A 17,349-nucleotide genomic window follows, 5' to 3' on the forward strand; every position below is an offset into this window, starting at 1 on the left:
TTGGTGGGCGGGAATGGTGAACGACAATGAAAATTGTAATTGCCCCCGATTCATTTAAAGAATCACTCGACGCTCATCAAGTTGCGTCTTGTATTGAGCGTGGATTTGCTGACGTTTTCCCTCACGCAGAGTTTGTGAAAATGCCACTCGCCGATGGCGGAGAAGGCACGGTAGACGTGTTGCTAGAAGCACTCAATGGTAAAAAGCAACAGTTGCAAACAGCGGATCCAATCGGACGTGAATGCACGGCTTACTGGGCATCGTTAGAGCAGGCTGTTGATGGAAAAAAGGTAAAAACTGCCTTGGTAGAATTTGCTCAAGCGTCTGGCTTAGATCGATTAAGGGTAGAAGAAAGATCACCTCTCACAGCATCGTCTTATGGCACTGGGTTGCTGATTAAAGATGCGTTAGATCAAGGCGTTGAACAAATCATTATCGGCTTGGGCGGTAGCGCAACCAACGATGCTGGTGCTGGCATCTTACAAGCGTTGGGAGGCAAGTTATTAGACAAGCAAGGCAACGAGTTATCTGGTGGCGGCGCCGAATTAAGTCAGCTAGCAAGCATCGATCTTGATGGGCTGCATCCTAGATGTAAAGAAGTCACGTTCGTGGTTGCGTGTGATGTGAATAATCCATTGTGTGGCGAAAGCGGAGCAAGTGCAGTGTTTGGCCCACAAAAAGGGGCTTCACAAACTCAAGTTCAACAACTTGATGCTGCTATCGGACATTTTGTAGATATCGCTCAATTCCTTACAGGCGTTAATCATCGAGACAGCAAGGGTTTTGGTGCTGCTGGTGGCACACCCCTAGGGTTAAGCCTAGCGTTCAATATCCAAATTAAAGCGGGTATTGAGATGGTACTCGACGCATTAGATGCGGATAAGGTGCTTGAAGGCGCTTCACTGGTCGTGACCGGAGAAGGGCAGATGGACAACCAAACTCTGCAAGGAAAAACACCTTTTGGTATCGCACAGCGAGCGCAAAAGCTGAACATTCCAACCATTGGCATTGCTGGCTCTTTGGGTAAAGACGTTGAAAAGCTTTATGACTCAATGTCTAGCTTATTTGGAACCGTACGTTCACCTCAGTCCTTAGACCAAGTTTTATCAGAAGCGAGCCAAAATCTGACTCGTAGTGCCCGTAATATCGCTGCCACGCTCAAGCTTGGCGGCCAGATTTTTAATGAGAAGTAATTATGTCTCTATTCAAACTCGACAACGTTATCCAAAACTACGCATGGGGCAGTAAAGACTCCATTAATCAATTGTTTGGTATTGTGAACCCAAACCAAGAACCTCAAGCAGAAATTTGGATGGGTGCTCATCCTAATGGTTGCTCAAAAGTAGGCGACACAGGTGAGCCACTTTCTCACATGATTGATGAAAACAAAACCGATGTTTTAGGTGGGTACACGGCGGCACGTTTTGGTGAATTACCGTTCTTGTTTAAAGTGTTGGCAGCCGAAACACCGTTGTCGATTCAGGTACACCCGAACAAGCGTCAATCTGAATTAGGTTTTGAGCGAGAGAATGCACTTGGCATCCCTTTGAATGCGTCTAATCGTAATTACAAAGATCCAAACCATAAGCCTGAACTTGTTTATGCGCTGACGTTCTACAAAGCGATGAATGGCTTTCGTCCAATCGACGATATTATTGCCTTGTTCGAAGAAGTGGATATCCCTTCGTTAGCGATTGAGCTCAATGTACTTAAAGCCAATGCCGACAGTGATTCTCTGAAGTCTTTCTTTAGTGCAATTATGTCGCTTGAGGGTGACCGTAAAGAGTCTGCGCTTAATGAACTTTATGCGGCGCATGCGCGACCAGCTAAAACGGTTATGGGGCGTGAAGCTCTGCAATACAGCAAAGAGTTCAAACAGCATTATCCAGGTGATATTGGTTTGTTTGCACCATTGATGCTTAACACGGTTGAACTGGCACCTGGTGAAGCGATGTTCCTATTCGCAGAAACCCCACACGCTTATGTTCAAGGTACGGGTTTAGAGATCATGGCAAACTCAGACAACGTGTTGCGTGCTGGCCTCACACCCAAATACATAGATGTTCCTGAGCTTATCGATAACACGATCTTTAAGCCGATTAAGCTAGAAGATATTCGCCTTAAGCCTGTATTAAAAGAGGGCAAGATGAGCTATCCGATTCCAGTGGATGACTTTGGTTTTGATATCTTGTCTGCGACCGATGAGAGTAAGTCACAGTATTTGCGTAGCGCGGAGATTTTGTTCTGCGTGGAAGGAGAGGCGACAGTCACTTCAGAAGGCCGTACAGTTTCTCTTAAGCCTGGAGAGTCGGTCTTTGTAAGTAGTAATTCAAGTGTTTACCAATATCAAGGGAATGGCATTTTGGCTCGTGCTTTTAACTAGTGCCCCCGTGCTAGCGATCAGCAAAAGAAATGTCAGAGTGCCACTGTAAAGAGGCACTCAATATTGGATTGATGGTTGTTACCTATCTGTTTTTGACAGCATTAATTATTGACCATACCCGCTACTCTGGCGGGTTTTTTCATAATTAGAATACGTAGATACAAGCCTTTAGAAAAGACAAACCCTGCGATCAGAGCTGGGTTTTTTATTGAATCAGTACAGAGTGACTGGTTAGGCAATGTGCGTCATTTTATTAAGCACAAAGGTTTCAATACAGTTTTCAGTCGCAGCTACATACTCTGCAATGTGTTGGCTCGCCAAGTGTTTCTCTAAGTGAGCTTCCGACTCCCAATTCTCATGAAAAACAAAGTGAGCAGGATTATCGTTATCTTGGTGTAGATCGTAGTTAATACAGCCGTCTTCAACACGGGTTTTATCGATCAATTTAATCATCTCTGATTTAACAAGCTCAGTTTTGTCTTCTTTAGAGACAATCGTTGCAATAATAGTCAGTTTACTCATTCTCAATTCCTTAGCTATAAACTCGTTAAGTTCAAGTAATATAGTTATATTTTAGATTGAAGAAAGAGCTCTGGAATCCAATAACTATGGTTGTAAGCATCCACAATTCGCGTTTGAGAACATAAAGCTAGTGACAATCGGTTTCGATCATAAAAAAAGCCCTCACTTCAATATGAGGGCTTCTTAGATCTCAATTGATTGGCTTAGTTACTGAAATCCGCTTTCACCCAGATCATACGGTGATCAGATGAAATTTCTTTACTATCTCCATTAGAGTCAGGGATTCGAGAATCAAAGATTAAAGTACGGCCATCTTCATTTGTGGCAGGCCAGTATACTCCGGAATCAATGATGTTCATCGTCGCTGATGGTAGTGCGTAGTCGACCGCCAATCCAAAATTTGAAGTAATGCGACTTGGTAATGGATGGTGTAGTGGTTTATCAGCAGCATACTCAGCTGCGCCATCACTTGTTGGATACAATGAGCCATTGGTTACATCTTGGTTAACCAATGCATCGTTGTGTAAGTCCTGCATAACAGAGCTAATGCCGTCGCCATCAACTGGATCGAGGTTTTGGTCACCCATCATAACAAAATGCTTGCCTTGTTCTAGGCCGCCCATTTTTCCAGAGTCATCGTAGAAGAACGATTTGTTTTGAATGTATTGGTGCCAGAAGTCGACTTCTGCTGCGTTTTGTTCGATGTTTTTACCTACATCAAAAGCGGGCGGAGTAGGGTGTGACATCAGTAAGTGAACCGTTTCTGTGCCATCTTTGGTTGGGATGAGGATTGGTGCATCAACGTGGTTCTTTGAAGATAAGCGAACTTCTGCCCATTCTTCGGCCGTGTACCACTCATCGCCGCAAACCATACCTGTTGGGAACTTACTAGGATCGTCGCAAACAGTGATTGTTGGAATAGTAGCACCTTCGAGATCTTTCCATTTAAATTCTTGGAATGTACGCGTGTTGGCTGTGTCGATTTCATATTTTGACATCAGAGCAAATGCGTATTGCCCATGGTACAAACCGAAGCCCCACGCATCTCCTGGCAGTGTTCCAGCGTTACCATCATTGTCTAAATCAAAACCAAATTCGTTCAGTAAACCTGTATTAGTTGAGTAGCTTTCAAAGTATGGGTATGAGATTGGCTCTAAGTTTGCGTCGCCACCTGCACCTTCAATACTTTGAGCGACAGAGAGATAGTTCTTTTGAAAACCTTCTAGCGCTGATTTATCAGTACCTGTGCCGTCATTGTTAAATTCAGCCATCATAAGCACGTCAGGGCGATTCTTTTGAATCACAGCTGCGACGTTGCGGATCTGAATAACTTTTGCTGCCGTTTCTTTGTTAGCGGCGCTAATTGTATTATCCAAATAATCGGACACTAACGTCGCTTGAGCGTTAGGTTCGATTTGCATTTCAGTTACGAGATCTTGAAAGGTTGCGCGGTCAAATGACAAGTTGTAGGTAGCGATCTTAACTTCTTCAGGTTGAACGTAATCAGTGTCGCTGCTGCAACCAATTAAAAGTGCAGAAGAGATGGCGAAAGCGATAGATGTTTTTAACAATTTCATAAAATGGGTCCGCTAATTGCTGAAAGAATTTTGGGACGCGCATGTTATGGGATGGATATCGTTCTGTAAGTGATATTTGTCACAGTAAGCTCTATAGGTTGACATCTTGTTGCAGTGAAAGTGTGACATTTGGAACTAGTGTCTGTTATTAGAATAAAGACTTAAAATTCATGTATTTAATTAGATCTATGAAATAAAAATGCCCTTACCGGAAGATAAGGGCATTTGAATAAGAATCAAACAGTGTTGTTATTGAGGTGTTAAGCGTATTACTTTACTTTAAGCATATTGCTCTACTGTCATAGCCCAATTTTTCTTCTGCTGTTCAAAATTCATTTTGATTTGTTGGTAACGAACCTTAAGTACTGAGTGTTCGTACTTTTTCACAACATCTTCGCGTTTACTTTCAATTAGCTGCTTCTTGACTTCGTAGTATTCGTTCATGTTTGATACAAGTGCATCGAATTCTTGTTGAAGCTTTTCCGCGATTTGTTGCTTATCGGCACGGTGCATGATTTTCTGCTGTGTGCGTTTAAGTAGCATTGTCGCTTCTGCTTTTTCGATGCGAGCTTGAGGCGTTTTCTTAAGCTTGCTTGCTAAGCCCATTAAAGAAGCACTCTTAATCAACCATTTAGTTGGATCGTATTGCCACCAGTAGATGCCGTTACGGTAGTCGTTCTCAAAGATGTGGTGGAAGTTGTGGTAGCCTTCGCCAAAAGTGAGTACCGCTAGCACACCGTTGTCACGCGCTGTGTTTTTGTCGGTAAAAGGTTGGCTACCCCAAATGTGAGCAAGAGAATTAATGAAGAATGTAGTGTGGTGGTTAAGTACCAAACGAACAGCGCCCACAATTAACAACATGCCAAGCACGTCACCGTAAATTACACCTAATACGATTGGAACACCGAAGTTCATAAGCAATGCTAATGAAACGTAGTGCTTGTGCTGCCACATAAGAATCTTATCTTTCTTCAGGTCGCGACAATTTTCGTAATCTGTGTACATTGCAGTATTGTAATTACGAATCATCCAGCCGATGTGCGAATACCAAAAGCCACGTTTTGCTGAGTATGGGTCTTTGTCGTTGTTATCGACATGCTTGTGGTGCACACGGTGATCAGAAGACCAGTGTAGCGCGCTGTTTTGTAGAGCAAATGCGCCACCTAATGCAAATAGAAATCTTAGGCTTGAATGCGCTTCAAATGCTTTGTGTGACCATAAGCGGTGATAACCCGTCGTGATAGACAGGTTACAGAACGTAAAACAGATCGCTAGCCATATCCAGTGCTCCATACCATAGCCAAAAAAGTAGCCATAAACGGGAGCCGCGACAACAGCAAGCAGCATGCTAAAAGAGAATAAAAAAATATTGAGCCAGATTAGTGGTGGCTTTTTTGTTGATGGTTTATCGGCACTATTCATTAGTAAATTTCCATTGAGCTTACATCTGTTCGCTAGAATATCAGCGTACACGTGTAAGTCAATATTGAAAGTGTAAACGTGTATTAGTATGTTTTGCTTAAATATTGTATAAAGGTAGTGTGAAATGTAGTAGCAAGTCATAAATGGAAGTACTAAGGGCTAATAAATGGAAATTAAGGTAGCTGAATATAAAGATTATGAGCGGATTGCCCAATTACACGCGGATAGCTGGAAGCTATATTACCGTGGCATTCTTGCTGATGATTACCTAGAAAATGATGTTCTGGAGGACAGATCTGTTATTTGGCAGACTCGTTTGATTAATCCTCCTTTCAACCAACATGTTTTATTGCTTGAAGAAGGCGGTTTACTGGTTGGTTTCGTCTGCGCGTTTGGTAATCACAACTTTGAACGTGGCACGTTCATTGATGCGTTACACGTAGACAATAATTACCACGGTCGTGGTGTTGGCAAGCGTCTATTGTCTGAATTATCAAAGTGGTTGCAGCAATACTATTCTGATTCGGGGCTTTACCTAGAGGTGATGTCTGAGAACCACCAAGCGATTGCTTTTTATCAGGCAATTGGTGGCAAAGAAGAACTAGAGCAAGTTTGGAACGCACCATGTGGCAGCCAAGTGAATGAAAAAGTGATTTCTTGGAGCTCTCCCGTTGAACTTGAACAGAAAACAGCGAGCGTTGTGTATTCTTAGTAGCTTCTTATTTAAGTAACTATAATTACTGAAGTCACTTTAAAGCCGAAGAACGAAGACAAAAGCCCCGAGCATTCAATTGTTCGGGGCTTTTTTGATTGGATTAATGGTGGTTATAATGAATCGCTAACGCGCGTGAAATACTGTGTGATTAATCACTCCATGTGATCTTATTTCTACCGCTCTTCTTCGAAATGTAGAGTGCTTGATCGGCATCGTCGATAAGTTGTTCGACAGAGCCGAGAGCCTGTGACGCATATTTCACACCGATTGAAATTGTTACTTCTAACCGAAGGAGAGAAGGAGATTCTAATAGGGAGTTAACTAGCGATTCAATTGAAGCCTCAGTTTCTCCTTGGACCATCACTAAAAACTCTTCACCGCCGTATCGAAAGCAGTTACTGCTGGTTGGTAGCCTTTTTTGAATCTCATCGGCCAGTTCTTTGATCACCATATCACCCATTTGGTGGCCGTAGGTGTCGTTAATCGATTTGAAATGATCAATATCTATCATGATCGATGTTATGGATAACTGACGGTCTATGCTTGGTTCGATCACCTGATGAAGATAAAGGCGGTTGTAGCAACCCGTTAGCGCATCTTGATAAGAAAGGGCTTCAAACATATTAGATTGCTTGCGGAGTTGTATTGCTTGTTTACGAAGCTGTTCGGATTGAGTGAAGCGTTTATGCACTTCGAAATCTCGTCTTAAACAAGAAGCTGCAATAAGAATATAAGCTGAAGCGTATACGGAAATGGTTTCTATTTCGTGACTAGGCTCTGCTTCATAAAGCTGAGGGGTAAGGCCAATGAGATAAGCCAAAAAGATAAATGACAGAGTAGTGATGCTGTATTTAGCAGACAGTCTTGAAAAGGTTCCGATGTAGATCATTACTAGAATGATGCCACCTTGGTAATCGAAATTGTTCAACTCAATAGCGAGTCGACCTACATAGACCAAGAAAAGCGAGGTAATTACGAGGAAGGTACTTTCTACGAGTTCTAAAACGTTGGGTTTATTTGTAATGCAGTATCTTGCGACAACCATCATCAATAGAAAAAGTATGACTCGGAAAATGATAGGGGTTACGCACTCTGTACCAAAGTGGATGTAGTCGGTAACAATGAAAGCACAGAATATTGAGATTGGAATGTAGATGAAATTTATGTACGGCAAATAAATTTCATTATCGAAATAGGTTTTAAATCTTTGATTCTTGAACCCAGAATAAGAGCGCATTGAGAAACTAACCGAGATTGATACACAATAATTTGCGTAGTATGTCACAGTCTTTGGGATTGTAAATGACCGTTTCTATAGATTTGTCAGTATGTTAGCTAGATCAACAAACGGTAGAACGCAATATTCACGCCCTATTATCGATAGAACGTGAATATATTAGAGGTTGGTGTAAGAGTGGTTAACAGAAACTAATGCAGATTAACAAAAACTAATAGCGATTAGCGCTTGTTCTTTAAGTAACGCTTACGACGTTCTTCTTTCTTTTTAATCTGCTGCTCAGCTTTCAGTGCAGCCGCTTCTTCTACTTCAACCAATTCTTTGGTGATCATCTCTGGTAGCTCTAGCGTTACTTTACCTAAAGTACCGTTGCGAAGTTCGTGAAGTAGGATTTCCGAACACTTGTGAATGTCTATATGACCACCTGCACGAAGTGCACCGCGCTTACGACCAATTGCTTCCATCAATTCGATGTCAGACTCTGGCAGCTCTTCAATTTGGTAGCGTTCTTTCAACAGGTGAGGGTACTGCTTCGCTAAGTACTCGACTGTGTAGAATGCCACTTCGTCGTATTCCATTGCTGTATCTTTTACCGCACCAGTCGCAGCTAAACGGAAGCCGCTGTGTGGGTTTTCTACTTTAGGCCAAAGGATCCCAGGAGTATCTGAAAGGATCACGCCGTTTTGCAGGTTGATACGTTGTTGGCGACGAGTTACCGCAGGTTGGTTACCCGTTACCGCAATCGTACGTCCAGCCAAACAGTTGATAATGGTCGATTTACCCACGTTAGGGATACCCATAATCATCGTGCGAATGTTCTTACCCATTTGTTCACGGTGCGGTGCTAATTTACGTACCAGCTCCATCACGTGGTTAACTTCTTCTTTTACGCTAGTAGTAATCGCAATCGCTTTAACGCCTTGCTCTTTCTCGAAGTGCTCAATCCAACGCTCAGTGAGCTCAGGATCGGCAAGGTCGCGCTTGTTCAACACTTTTACACAAGGCTTATCGCCGCGCAGTGAAGAGATCATTGGGTTTTCACTACTGAACGGGATACGAGCGTCCAGTACTTCGATGATCACATCAACCTGTGGGATAACTTCTTCGATTTCTTTGCGGGCTTTATGCATGTGACCCGGAAACCATTGAATACTACTGTTAACCATTTGAAACTATTACCTTTAAATTTTAGTTGTTTAATGTGGGGTACAAAGTGGGGTACATAAGATTTGATAAGGAAATCACAATACATGTACTGTTTCGTCGCCACAATAAACTTTGATAAAGAGATCTTAACACTTTATAAGGGTAGCGTGAATCGAATAACAGGTGTGAAGGCGTAGAGAGTATTTAAAATAAATTTCTAGGGATGATTGCGATGGATAAAGCAGATAGAAAGCGATGGAGCTCCTGTTCTTAGCTATATCTTAATTTGGTTCTAGTGATTGAGAGAGGTGCGTATATCAAGGAGGTAGTTTTTAAAATGAAGAGGTTCTGAAGTAACACAACGCTACTGTGTATGGGTGAGTCAAATTCTACGTAAAGAAATGCGCTTAACTCATCATGTTGCGGGATAACAGTGCTCTATAGAAATTAATTGTAAAGTGGAATTTTGCGTTTACATATCGAAGTGAAAATCCCACTTATCATGGTAAGCCTAAAGTAAGAGTTATGCGGCTAATGCTAAATAGCTATCATCAAGAAAGTACTGACGTTTTTCGACTAGCTCTGATACCACAACCTTGAGGTCTTTGCCCAAGACCATTGCAGCAATTATGCTATCAATCTCATGAGAAAGAAATCCAACCGAGTTCGCGCCAAGAGATATTGAAGGTGGGAAAGTTCCATCATTAATTTTGCGATGAAGTGTTGCCATCGAAAATGGGATGCGTGCTAAAACGTCTTTTTTACGTTCGATCTTGAATTTAATGCTCATAAAAAACCTATATGTCACTGTTCAAATCAGTGAAATGAGTGGATGGTTTTCAAATGTTTATGAGAACTAAGTGGCATAATGTGCCAAGGGAAAAATCGTTTGCATAATTTATCGCCAGCAAACAAGGCTCTATATTGTTAGTAACTCCTTCAAGTTGAATACAAAGTAAATTGTGAGGACAGTTTTACGAGGTGAATATGTTAACTGCTACTTATTTGCTTGGTAAAGGTGAAACATTTGCACATGCAATTATTTGTGATTAACCTCACGCTTAGTGGTGCTTTTTGTTTAATGTGTAAGCGATTCAAGTTGTTGGTTTATATAGTTAAATGATTAATACGATAAAGTTAAATCATATAACCTCCTAAATGCCGCGTGTGTAGTGGCATTTAGGGGGCTTCGATCTGAATCCTAGCTGATGGTGTTTCTAAAAGCTAAAGCTCTATCATCAAGTTTAATTCTCACTAAGTTTTTGTTGCCATTGTATCCATGCTTTGGCCATATATACCCCAATGAGGTTAATAGGGATTTTAAGAGTTTGGTTGCTCGGGCCTGTGTACATTCCTCATAAAACTTTACTCTTGGAAGTACCTCATGAAAATATTCATGGTTGTCATAAATTTTTCGCGAAATTTCAAGAACCTGTGGACGTGAAAGTCTAAGTTTTTCATCACGATTACTATATTCAGAACTCTCAAAGGTCATTGAATTCAGAATCTTGGCAGGTTCAATGAGGTGTTTTGTCGTTTTGTCCTTGTTTGGTTGACTAGTCCAGATATGTTTGAAAAGCTGTTTATTCGTAAAAGACATATCAAAAAGAACATCTTCTTCTTTTACTGAACTAATCTGATAATCACGCATGATCTCGAATTTCTTTATCATCGCTTGCTCTTGGAAACCTACTTGGTTTGTTGCCATGAGCCTGTCTACTTCTGTTTGCGTGGTTAGAGGTGCATCCAAAATTGCTTGTATTCGACTCTCTTTCTCCAATCCATTCAATACATTGAGCTGATTTTGTCCTTTCTTCAATAATTCATGGGTAGTGGTTAATATTTGAACATTGAATCCAAGTTGTTTAAGCGCCCATCTCATACTTAATGGTTGATTGCTATTGAACAGCTTGCGCTTGTTAACAAATTCTAGATTCAATAGGTCACAATCTGAATCAAGAAAATTGTTTTGTATTGGTTGATAGTCGTAAATAAAATTTGATGTTAGATAGAACGTTATTTTCGTGCTAGTTCTGAACCTTTTTGAAAAATTAATCAGTTCTTTCACACCCAGCGTTAGATCACTCATCACGTTCACATTGTCTGTATAGTCACTTTCTATCGAATACCCTGAAGCAAGACATGGAGATGCGAAAATCTTGTCGTATTTCAAACATTCCTCAGAAGGATTTTTTAGAAATTTAGCTTGTTCTGATGAGCCTTTGTTAGCTCCTGTAATAACAAGTATTTTCTTACGAAAAGCTGCTTTTTCGCATGGTTGTCCAGATCTATCTTTTAATCCCAAATCTATCATTACAAGTCTGAGTGATTTGAGTGTGTCAAATAAAATGACCTTTTCATTTTTAAACTGGTTTCTTGTATGTGTGAAAACATGAAGCTTGTCTGCAATAGTGACGTTCACATTTTTATATGGGTTATGTGTTGCTTTTATAACCTGGATGTTTTTGCCTAGTTTTTTCAACCAACATAATGTTGTGTCTGTAATATCGGCGTCAGCCACAACAATCTTTGGAGCCCTGATAATTGCTTTACTCAAGATTTCAAAAACTTCTTCTCGTGGCATTGTATTGTTGCTCTTTGAGCAAACAGTCGAAGTGACTTTTTCAAATTCATCGATAATAAGTACGTCGCAACTGAGTAAGAAAGACGCAATGTGATCTTTGTAGCTACTGTTAACTACAACTCCAAGTGCATCTGCATTTTCTATCTCATACAAGGACGCTTTTTTATAAGAAATTGCATCAGTCATTTCACAGAACTGTTCAACTAATGGAATGAGATAAGAAAGATACACGACACGCTTTTTACTATCAGCAGACTTCGAAATAGGTTGCAGTACATTTTTAGTTTTCCCTGTTCCTGCTCTACCTAAGAGTGCATATGTGTCGTATTTTTCAGAGTCGATGTAGTGGCCCACATCCGCAAAAGTTTCGACTTCAACAATATCGTCAAAGTTGGATACTCTAGTTGCCTTTATGAGTTCGCTTTCGTGCGACGCTTCAAGTTCTTGTAACTTGGAGAGAAGCTTTCTGTAACTATCATCGGAGCTACCTGGAAGAAAGTGATTTAGGCAAGCCTCTGCTGAGTCAAACCGAAGCGGGATTTGCTGAATTAAGTACCTAGAAAGGAATGATGCTAACTCTTCACTTGGATGTATCTTGTAAGCTTCAAATAAGTACTGAAATGAATGGTAGCTAGAGTAGTCAACGCCCGTTACTACATCAATAATATGCTTTTTATCAGCTTTGAAGTTTTCAAGCATTACAATTGAGGACGCCTCTGGAAGTGACTTAGAATCGACTGCAAACTGTATGTCTTTTATTCCTGCTTGTTTATATGATCGGTAAATTTCCATAATGTTTGTTTGACCATATATTGGCGCCACGATCCTTCTATCTGATGAAGAATACTCGACACCATTTGATACAAGAATCGTGACTTTATCGAATGCATGACCAGCCATGACAATGTGTTCTGATGTTGTTGATTTATTAGTAATTTTCATATTTACCTTTTTATAATTATTTTGGTTTTATGTGGTGGAAACTGTTTAAAATTGGCCCTTTAGAATGAACCATAATCGATAGATTCAAAGAGGGACTCTTTGGAGGGTTTACTACTGACATTTATAAGCAAAGCGTTGCCTTAAGTAAAAGGGGGGCACTTTGAAGTGTTTATATATAAATAAGGGAAAGTGCCCCTATGAGCAGTTTTCCAAAACTTCGTTTTGAATTGCTCGAGATGCTTATACTTTGAGCACTCGACAAGAAAAGGGAGGTCTTTTAATGCACTAAGAGTTTTCAAGGCTTTTATGTTGCGGTTTGAGTTTAAGTTTTGGTTTAAGGCTCTTCTATAGATAAGTTTGTTCATGGTGGTTTGCCGTTGATTTGGTCAAACCTTAACGTAGATACGGTTCTGACACCATATACTACTACTTATAAAATCAATGGGTTAGGTGATTTTTAAACGTTGTTATTGTTAATCAATATGTTACGGATTGTATTTTTTCAAGATGGTTCACATGTCTTGCTTCTTAAAGGGCCACTTTCTTCTGTATGTATAAAATAAGTTCATATTGCCCCTGTTTTAAAGTTCGCCAAAGCTTAGCTGTAAACTAAATCGATATGTTCATGAGCATTGCTCATGGAAAATTTTTTGTAAATGATGTCCTAGGCATGATTTTGTAGTTACACCCTTTGAATAACGTATAGATTAATTTATGTGATCTGAGTCTAAATAGTAAAACCCCATAGAAACTAGATACTATTTCCATTAAGAAAGTTATGAAAGGAGCTAACTGATTGAGTTAGATGTATAAGTTCATACTCAATCTAAACTTTAGTAATATTAGATTTAATAAACTGGATTAAGTTGCTGATTTAAAAGATTAATATCCATTAGTGCTAATTGATAAAGCAGTCAATTTTAGTATTATTTACTACGAAAGTAGGGGGCTCCTCTACCATTAATAAATTTGAGGTAAATAATATGAAGAAACAAAAGCTCACACTAATTAGAGGCATTCCTGGGTCAGGAAAAACAACAATGGCTTCAAAACTTGATGCCCGTTTGGTCGAAGCAGATATGTTTTTTGTAGATAAAGATGGTAAGTACAGCCATTGCCCGCAGTACATTAAAGATGCTCATGCATGGTGTCGACTTGAGATGAAACGTCTTCTAAGAGCTGGATATGATGTTGTCGTAGCCAATACCTTTATTAAAGGCTGGGAGCTTCAAAGCTACATCAATGCGACACAGAACCTTGATATTGAGTTGGAGGTTATTGAAGCTGAAGGGAAGTATCAAAATATACACGGTGTTCCAGACTGGACTGTTGAGCGAATGAATCAGCAATTTGAAACATTTGTACCAAAATCAAGGCAGAGCTCACTTAATACTATCGTGTCTACGGAGGTATAAGTATATGCTTGCAAAAGACATAGATTTTTTCTATAGAAAACATATTCGTGCGGCTAGAAAGGCAGCTAAAGGTCTCTCAGGGCTTGATAGGGCAGAAGCCATTTATATTTATTTTGAATATGAAACGCAGCACCCTCATGCGCGATATACATACGATCAGGAAATGATGAATCGTCACTCTGATCATCAATTTCCAATTGATTTGATGAAAGTCATGAGCTCATTATCTGCTACAAATGACTGGCTTGACCTAGATAGTAAAACCAATACTTCTGATTGAATAACTTCATTATGGCTACTCTGAGATTGCACAGAAATAAATACTGATCATAGTGGATGTCAGAGAGCATCGGGGGGCCTCATACTGGAAACCAGCTCTGGTTTTGGGGTTTATGGTGTTATCTTCTTATCATTATAAGGACATTACACAACAGACCTAATTTTAATGGGGTATCAGTTAATACGTGATGAGATACATTATTATTGAGTCATTTCAACTTTAAAAATTCTTAACATCCCAACCCAAATTTAAGACTTCTTAAATGGACTAAGAATCGGTAAGAACTTTCCCATGAGCTTCGCTCACGAATCTGTCGATTTATTCAAAGCACCGCTTTGGTGGTGCTCTATAAGGGTTATATCGCCAATTAATCTGACGTATCAATGGAGTTGTACATGACTTGTTGGACATCTGTTTGAGCAACTATTATCCTGTTATAACAGTCATTTTTTACGAGATTGCCCGTGGATACGTTGTTTCAAGTGATATCAGATTTGCATGAAGAGTTTAGTGGAACCACCATTAAACAATTGGTTAACCCTGATGCTGATATTGTGATACTTGGTGGGGATATTACGCATGGGGTAGGGCTAGCAGAGCTCGCTTTCCAAGCGGCTAAATCAAACCTTGATATTGAATTTATCGTGATTGCTGGTAACCATGAGTTGTATCCTCAAGGTTTCGATTATCTTGATTATTTGAGCTGTTTACCTTTTTGGAATCAATTGAGTGACAACTTGCATTTTCTCGAAAACACATCGGTAGTTATTGATAAGTATGATCTTGAAATATTTGGAGGGATTGGTTGGACAAACCTCAGTGGGCTAAATGACGTCAACACTCTCTTCTTACAGATGAGAATCAATGATTTCAAATACATAACAGTGAATAATCAGACGTTGACACCTTCAAAAATGAGGGAGTTAAACGCTGAGTTTAGGAGTTCCTGTATTGAATCTATGTCTAACTCTCTAAAGAAGAAGAAGCTGGTTGTTTCTCACTTTCCACAGACTTTTGAATTGAAACACTCAGGCTATCCAGTTGACCTTTTAACGTGTTATTTCTGCTCTGATGACAATGAGTTAATCCGAGAGTTAGCCGAGCATGGAGTAAGCGTTATGGTTAGTGGGCATACTCACGATAATTTTGATCGCATTGTTGAGGGTGTAAGACAGGTTTCAAGCCAGGTAGGGTATCCCCACGAAGGGAAGTTTGACAACAACCTTTTGAACTCCAGACTGTTACATAATCTACTTAAGACATGAGAAACCGATGGGGTACTCAATGTTTTAAGCGAGGAACTTAAAGTTATCTTGTGAATTTACTTATCTAATAAAATGCGGAGTTAGTTCAAGTATAACAAAGTAACTTTATAGAATATTGTAAATTTCAAGGGCAGAGAAAACTTTTAGCCAACCCAATTATACCGTTTGCACATATATGTTGAGTCAGGTATTATTTTTCTGCGCATTCTAGAGGCGTTCTTGGATACCAAAGTTGCTTAGCTCAACACTAGTTCAAAATTTGTTTATTTAATGGTCAAGGCAGAAAAACCTACTTAATCTCTCGTACCAAGAAGTGAGATAAATTGCAGGATTAATTATGTCTAAATTAAGCACTAAAATTAAAAAACAAGCAAAATCACTTCGTCTTCACGATAAGTCAATAAAACTCACAGATTATCAAAACCAGCTTGCTATTGAGAATGGGTATACAAGCTTCAAAGCATTACTCAAAATTGAAAAAACGTTTGAAACTGAAACTAAGAAAACATTTGCGCTTAAAAGTAATAGCTCATCATATTTTGTATACCCTTCGGTTGGTTCTGGCGTTGAAGTGTTCATCAGAAAAGATGGCCTGCGAGGGCTCAGGGCAACCAGAAATTTCAAAGCAAATGAAACAATATTAGTTGATGAGTTGTTAATCGGTTACAACATATCCAAGATTCCACTTGCTGAAAAATCAGGTACTTGGGGGATGCTATTACCCTTACTATTGCCATCTAGCACTGGTATAATTGAGCATATTATCAAAAGATACAACCTGAGAGATAGTCAACGACCAAAGTTTAATGAGTATGATAAAGAGATCGTTGATTCATTATCGAAAAATTTGAAACATAAACCAGAATATATTCGCTACATTCACGCAATTGTAACTACGTATCACTCAACTTACATTGTTCTAAACCCGAAAAAAACAATATCGATATTTGGGTACATATCTGCCGCAATGATGTATATGAATCACAGTTGTGATGCAAACGCTGAGGTTCAACCATCTATAAAAGCTAACCCTTCTGCTACCGATCTAATCAGCATTTCCGATCCTATAATTATAGCAACAAAAGATATAAAACAAGGTGATGAAATTACTTGGACATACGATGATGAATATATGGGGTTACCTCTAAAAGCTAGGCAGAAGCAACTTAAAACTAGGTTTGATTTCGATTGTACGTGCAAACGTTGCTATAAAGAAAAATTCTTAATCAAATAGGACATCTCTAATCCGAATTATTATTATCGAAAGTCGAATCGGGCATGGTTCAGTAATAAATCACCAACTGGTTCGACTCAATTTTTTTGATTGAATAGTTTGTCTTGACAGCATGTTGTTAGACATAAAATAAATGCAAACTATTGCATTTAAAGGTTTGTTCATTTAAACGTCGTGTAATGAGTAAGAATTAAATTTATCGAGAGTTAGAGCGCCAAATGACGAAGTCTCTGAACTGTGTTTAAATACTGAGAGGGCTGTCACGGGTTGGGATGAAGGAAACCAATACCTCCTAAGTATAAAAGGCTTATGCGTATGGCAAAAGGTCGGGAACTCAACGTAAGTGATGATTAGGAACAGCTCAAAATGTTTACGACCTTATGGAGCTACTGACAGGTCAAGTGATGAGGCCACAGAAAATATTAGCAGGGATTGCTCTATTGGGGATTCAATATGAGCAAGAGATCAAGACTTCTACTCATTTACTTGGACTTACTAGAGCGATAGCCAACATCAAAATTGGGATGAGAAAAGCATGGCTTTTTTGATCTAGGCTCAAAGCTTTATAGATGCCAATTAACGAGACCTGATACTTGTTGATATGGTGGTTGCGGCTGGAATGATGAA

At 39.7% G+C, this 17,349-nt stretch carries 14 protein-coding genes and 1 pseudogene; 8 read left to right on the plus strand and 7 right to left on the minus strand.

From position 1 onward, the window contains the following. The first annotated feature begins 26 nt into the window (after positions 1–26). The gene (locus tag DUN60_RS20220) at positions 27–1,193 is read left to right on the plus strand and encodes a glycerate kinase (protein ID WP_114635247.1); all 1,167 of its coding nucleotides are present in this window, start codon (positions 27–29) and stop codon (positions 1,191–1,193) included. A 2-nt stretch (positions 1,194–1,195) separates the two neighbouring features. Then, positions 1,196–2,383, plus strand: a complete 1,188-nt coding sequence (manA, locus tag DUN60_RS20225; protein WP_114635248.1) for a mannose-6-phosphate isomerase, class I — start codon at positions 1,196–1,198, stop codon at positions 2,381–2,383. A 231-nt stretch (positions 2,384–2,614) separates the two neighbouring features. Here the strand turns inward: manA and DUN60_RS20230 are convergent, their stop codons facing one another. From DUN60_RS20230 to DUN60_RS20240, 3 genes are all read right to left on the minus strand, one after another. Then, a complete protein-coding gene (locus DUN60_RS20230; protein WP_017076041.1) occupies positions 2,615–2,905 on the minus strand; it encodes a putative quinol monooxygenase in 291 nt (96 codons plus the stop codon). Between the two features lie 203 nt (positions 2,906–3,108). Continuing rightward, on the minus strand, positions 3,109–4,482 hold the full coding sequence (locus tag DUN60_RS20235; RefSeq protein WP_114635249.1) for an endonuclease/exonuclease/phosphatase family protein: 1,374 nt from the start codon (positions 4,480–4,482) through the stop codon (positions 3,109–3,111). A gap of 279 nt (positions 4,483–4,761) precedes the next feature. After that, the gene (locus tag DUN60_RS20240; protein ID WP_114635250.1) at positions 4,762–5,904 is read right to left on the minus strand and encodes an acyl-CoA desaturase; all 1,143 of its coding nucleotides are present in this window, start codon (positions 5,902–5,904) and stop codon (positions 4,762–4,764) included. Between the two features lie 166 nt (positions 5,905–6,070). On the opposite strand from DUN60_RS20240, the gene DUN60_RS20245 reads away from it, so the two are divergent. After that, the gene (locus tag DUN60_RS20245) at positions 6,071–6,616 is read left to right on the plus strand and encodes a GNAT family N-acetyltransferase (protein ID WP_004731280.1); all 546 of its coding nucleotides are present in this window, start codon (positions 6,071–6,073) and stop codon (positions 6,614–6,616) included. 151 nt (positions 6,617–6,767) lie between these two features. Here DUN60_RS20245 and DUN60_RS20250 read toward each other — a convergent pair whose 3' ends face one another. From DUN60_RS20250 to DUN60_RS20265, 4 genes are all read right to left on the minus strand, one after another. Beyond that, the gene (locus DUN60_RS20250) at positions 6,768–7,793 is read right to left on the minus strand and encodes a GGDEF domain-containing protein (RefSeq protein ID WP_167409375.1); all 1,026 of its coding nucleotides are present in this window, start codon (positions 7,791–7,793) and stop codon (positions 6,768–6,770) included. Between the two features lie 284 nt (positions 7,794–8,077). Beyond that, entirely contained in the window at positions 8,078–9,022 is a 945-nt protein-coding gene (gene ylqF, locus DUN60_RS20255; RefSeq protein ID WP_114635252.1) for a ribosome biogenesis GTPase YlqF, read from the minus strand. A 503-nt stretch (positions 9,023–9,525) separates the two neighbouring features. Next, positions 9,526–9,792 (minus strand): helix-turn-helix transcriptional regulator, encoded by a 267-nt coding sequence (locus tag DUN60_RS20260; RefSeq protein WP_016788587.1) that lies wholly within the window; start codon positions 9,790–9,792, stop codon positions 9,526–9,528. A 411-nt stretch (positions 9,793–10,203) separates the two neighbouring features. After that, the gene (locus DUN60_RS20265) at positions 10,204–12,528 is read right to left on the minus strand and encodes a type 2 periplasmic-binding domain-containing protein (protein ID WP_114635253.1); all 2,325 of its coding nucleotides are present in this window, start codon (positions 12,526–12,528) and stop codon (positions 10,204–10,206) included. Between the two features lie 983 nt (positions 12,529–13,511). On the opposite strand from DUN60_RS20265, the gene DUN60_RS20270 reads away from it, so the two are divergent. The 5 genes and pseudogenes from DUN60_RS20270 (at position 13,512) to DUN60_RS24800 (ending at position 17,270) form a co-directional block, all read left to right on the plus strand. Further along, positions 13,512–13,943, plus strand: a complete 432-nt coding sequence (locus DUN60_RS20270) for a P-loop nucleotide/nucleoside kinase family protein (protein WP_114635254.1) — start codon at positions 13,512–13,514, stop codon at positions 13,941–13,943. Between the two features lie 4 nt (positions 13,944–13,947). After that, positions 13,948–14,223, plus strand: coding sequence for a hypothetical protein (locus DUN60_RS20275; protein WP_102364286.1), 276 nt, complete (start codon positions 13,948–13,950; stop codon positions 14,221–14,223). Between the two features lie 464 nt (positions 14,224–14,687). Continuing rightward, complete coding sequence (locus DUN60_RS20280) at positions 14,688–15,488, plus strand: metallophosphoesterase (protein ID WP_114635255.1); 801 nt, start codon at positions 14,688–14,690, stop codon at positions 15,486–15,488. Positions 15,489–15,825: 337 nt separating this feature from the next. Continuing rightward, on the plus strand, positions 15,826–16,722 hold the full coding sequence (locus tag DUN60_RS20285) for an SET domain-containing protein (RefSeq protein ID WP_114635256.1): 897 nt from the start codon (positions 15,826–15,828) through the stop codon (positions 16,720–16,722). Positions 16,723–16,940: 218 nt separating this feature from the next. Then, positions 16,941–17,270, plus strand: a pseudogene (locus DUN60_RS24800) (regulator). Positions 17,271–17,349: the final 79 nt, after the last annotated feature.

The sequence above is a fragment of the Vibrio splendidus genome (genome assembly GCF_003345295.1).
Lineage (GTDB): Bacteria > Pseudomonadota > Gammaproteobacteria > Enterobacterales > Vibrionaceae > Vibrio > Vibrio splendidus_K.

Excerpts from the sequence above, each read along its gene's own strand:
- DUN60_RS20220 (WP_114635247.1), top strand. The coding sequence starts at position 27 with ATGAAAATTGTAATTGCCCCCGATTCATTTAAAGAATCACTCGACGCT.
- manA (WP_114635248.1), top strand. The coding sequence starts at position 1,196 with ATGTCTCTATTCAAACTCGACAACGTTATCCAAAACTACGCATGGGGC.
- DUN60_RS20230 (WP_017076041.1), bottom strand. The coding sequence starts at position 2,905 with ATGAGTAAACTGACTATTATTGCAACGATTGTCTCTAAAGAAGACAAA.
- DUN60_RS20235 (WP_114635249.1), bottom strand. The coding sequence starts at position 4,482 with ATGAAATTGTTAAAAACATCTATCGCTTTCGCCATCTCTTCTGCACTT.
- DUN60_RS20240 (WP_114635250.1), bottom strand. The coding sequence starts at position 5,904 with ATGAATAGTGCCGATAAACCATCAACAAAAAAGCCACCACTAATCTGG.
- DUN60_RS20245 (WP_004731280.1), top strand. The coding sequence starts at position 6,071 with ATGGAAATTAAGGTAGCTGAATATAAAGATTATGAGCGGATTGCCCAA.
- ylqF (WP_114635252.1), bottom strand. The coding sequence starts at position 9,022 with ATGGTTAACAGTAGTATTCAATGGTTTCCGGGTCACATGCATAAAGCC.
- DUN60_RS20260 (WP_016788587.1), bottom strand. The coding sequence starts at position 9,792 with ATGAGCATTAAATTCAAGATCGAACGTAAAAAAGACGTTTTAGCACGC.
- DUN60_RS20265 (WP_114635253.1), bottom strand. The coding sequence starts at position 12,528 with ATGAAAATTACTAATAAATCAACAACATCAGAACACATTGTCATGGCT.
- DUN60_RS20270 (WP_114635254.1), top strand. The coding sequence starts at position 13,512 with ATGAAGAAACAAAAGCTCACACTAATTAGAGGCATTCCTGGGTCAGGA.
- DUN60_RS20275 (WP_102364286.1), top strand. The coding sequence starts at position 13,948 with ATGCTTGCAAAAGACATAGATTTTTTCTATAGAAAACATATTCGTGCG.
- DUN60_RS20285 (WP_114635256.1), top strand. The coding sequence starts at position 15,826 with ATGTCTAAATTAAGCACTAAAATTAAAAAACAAGCAAAATCACTTCGT.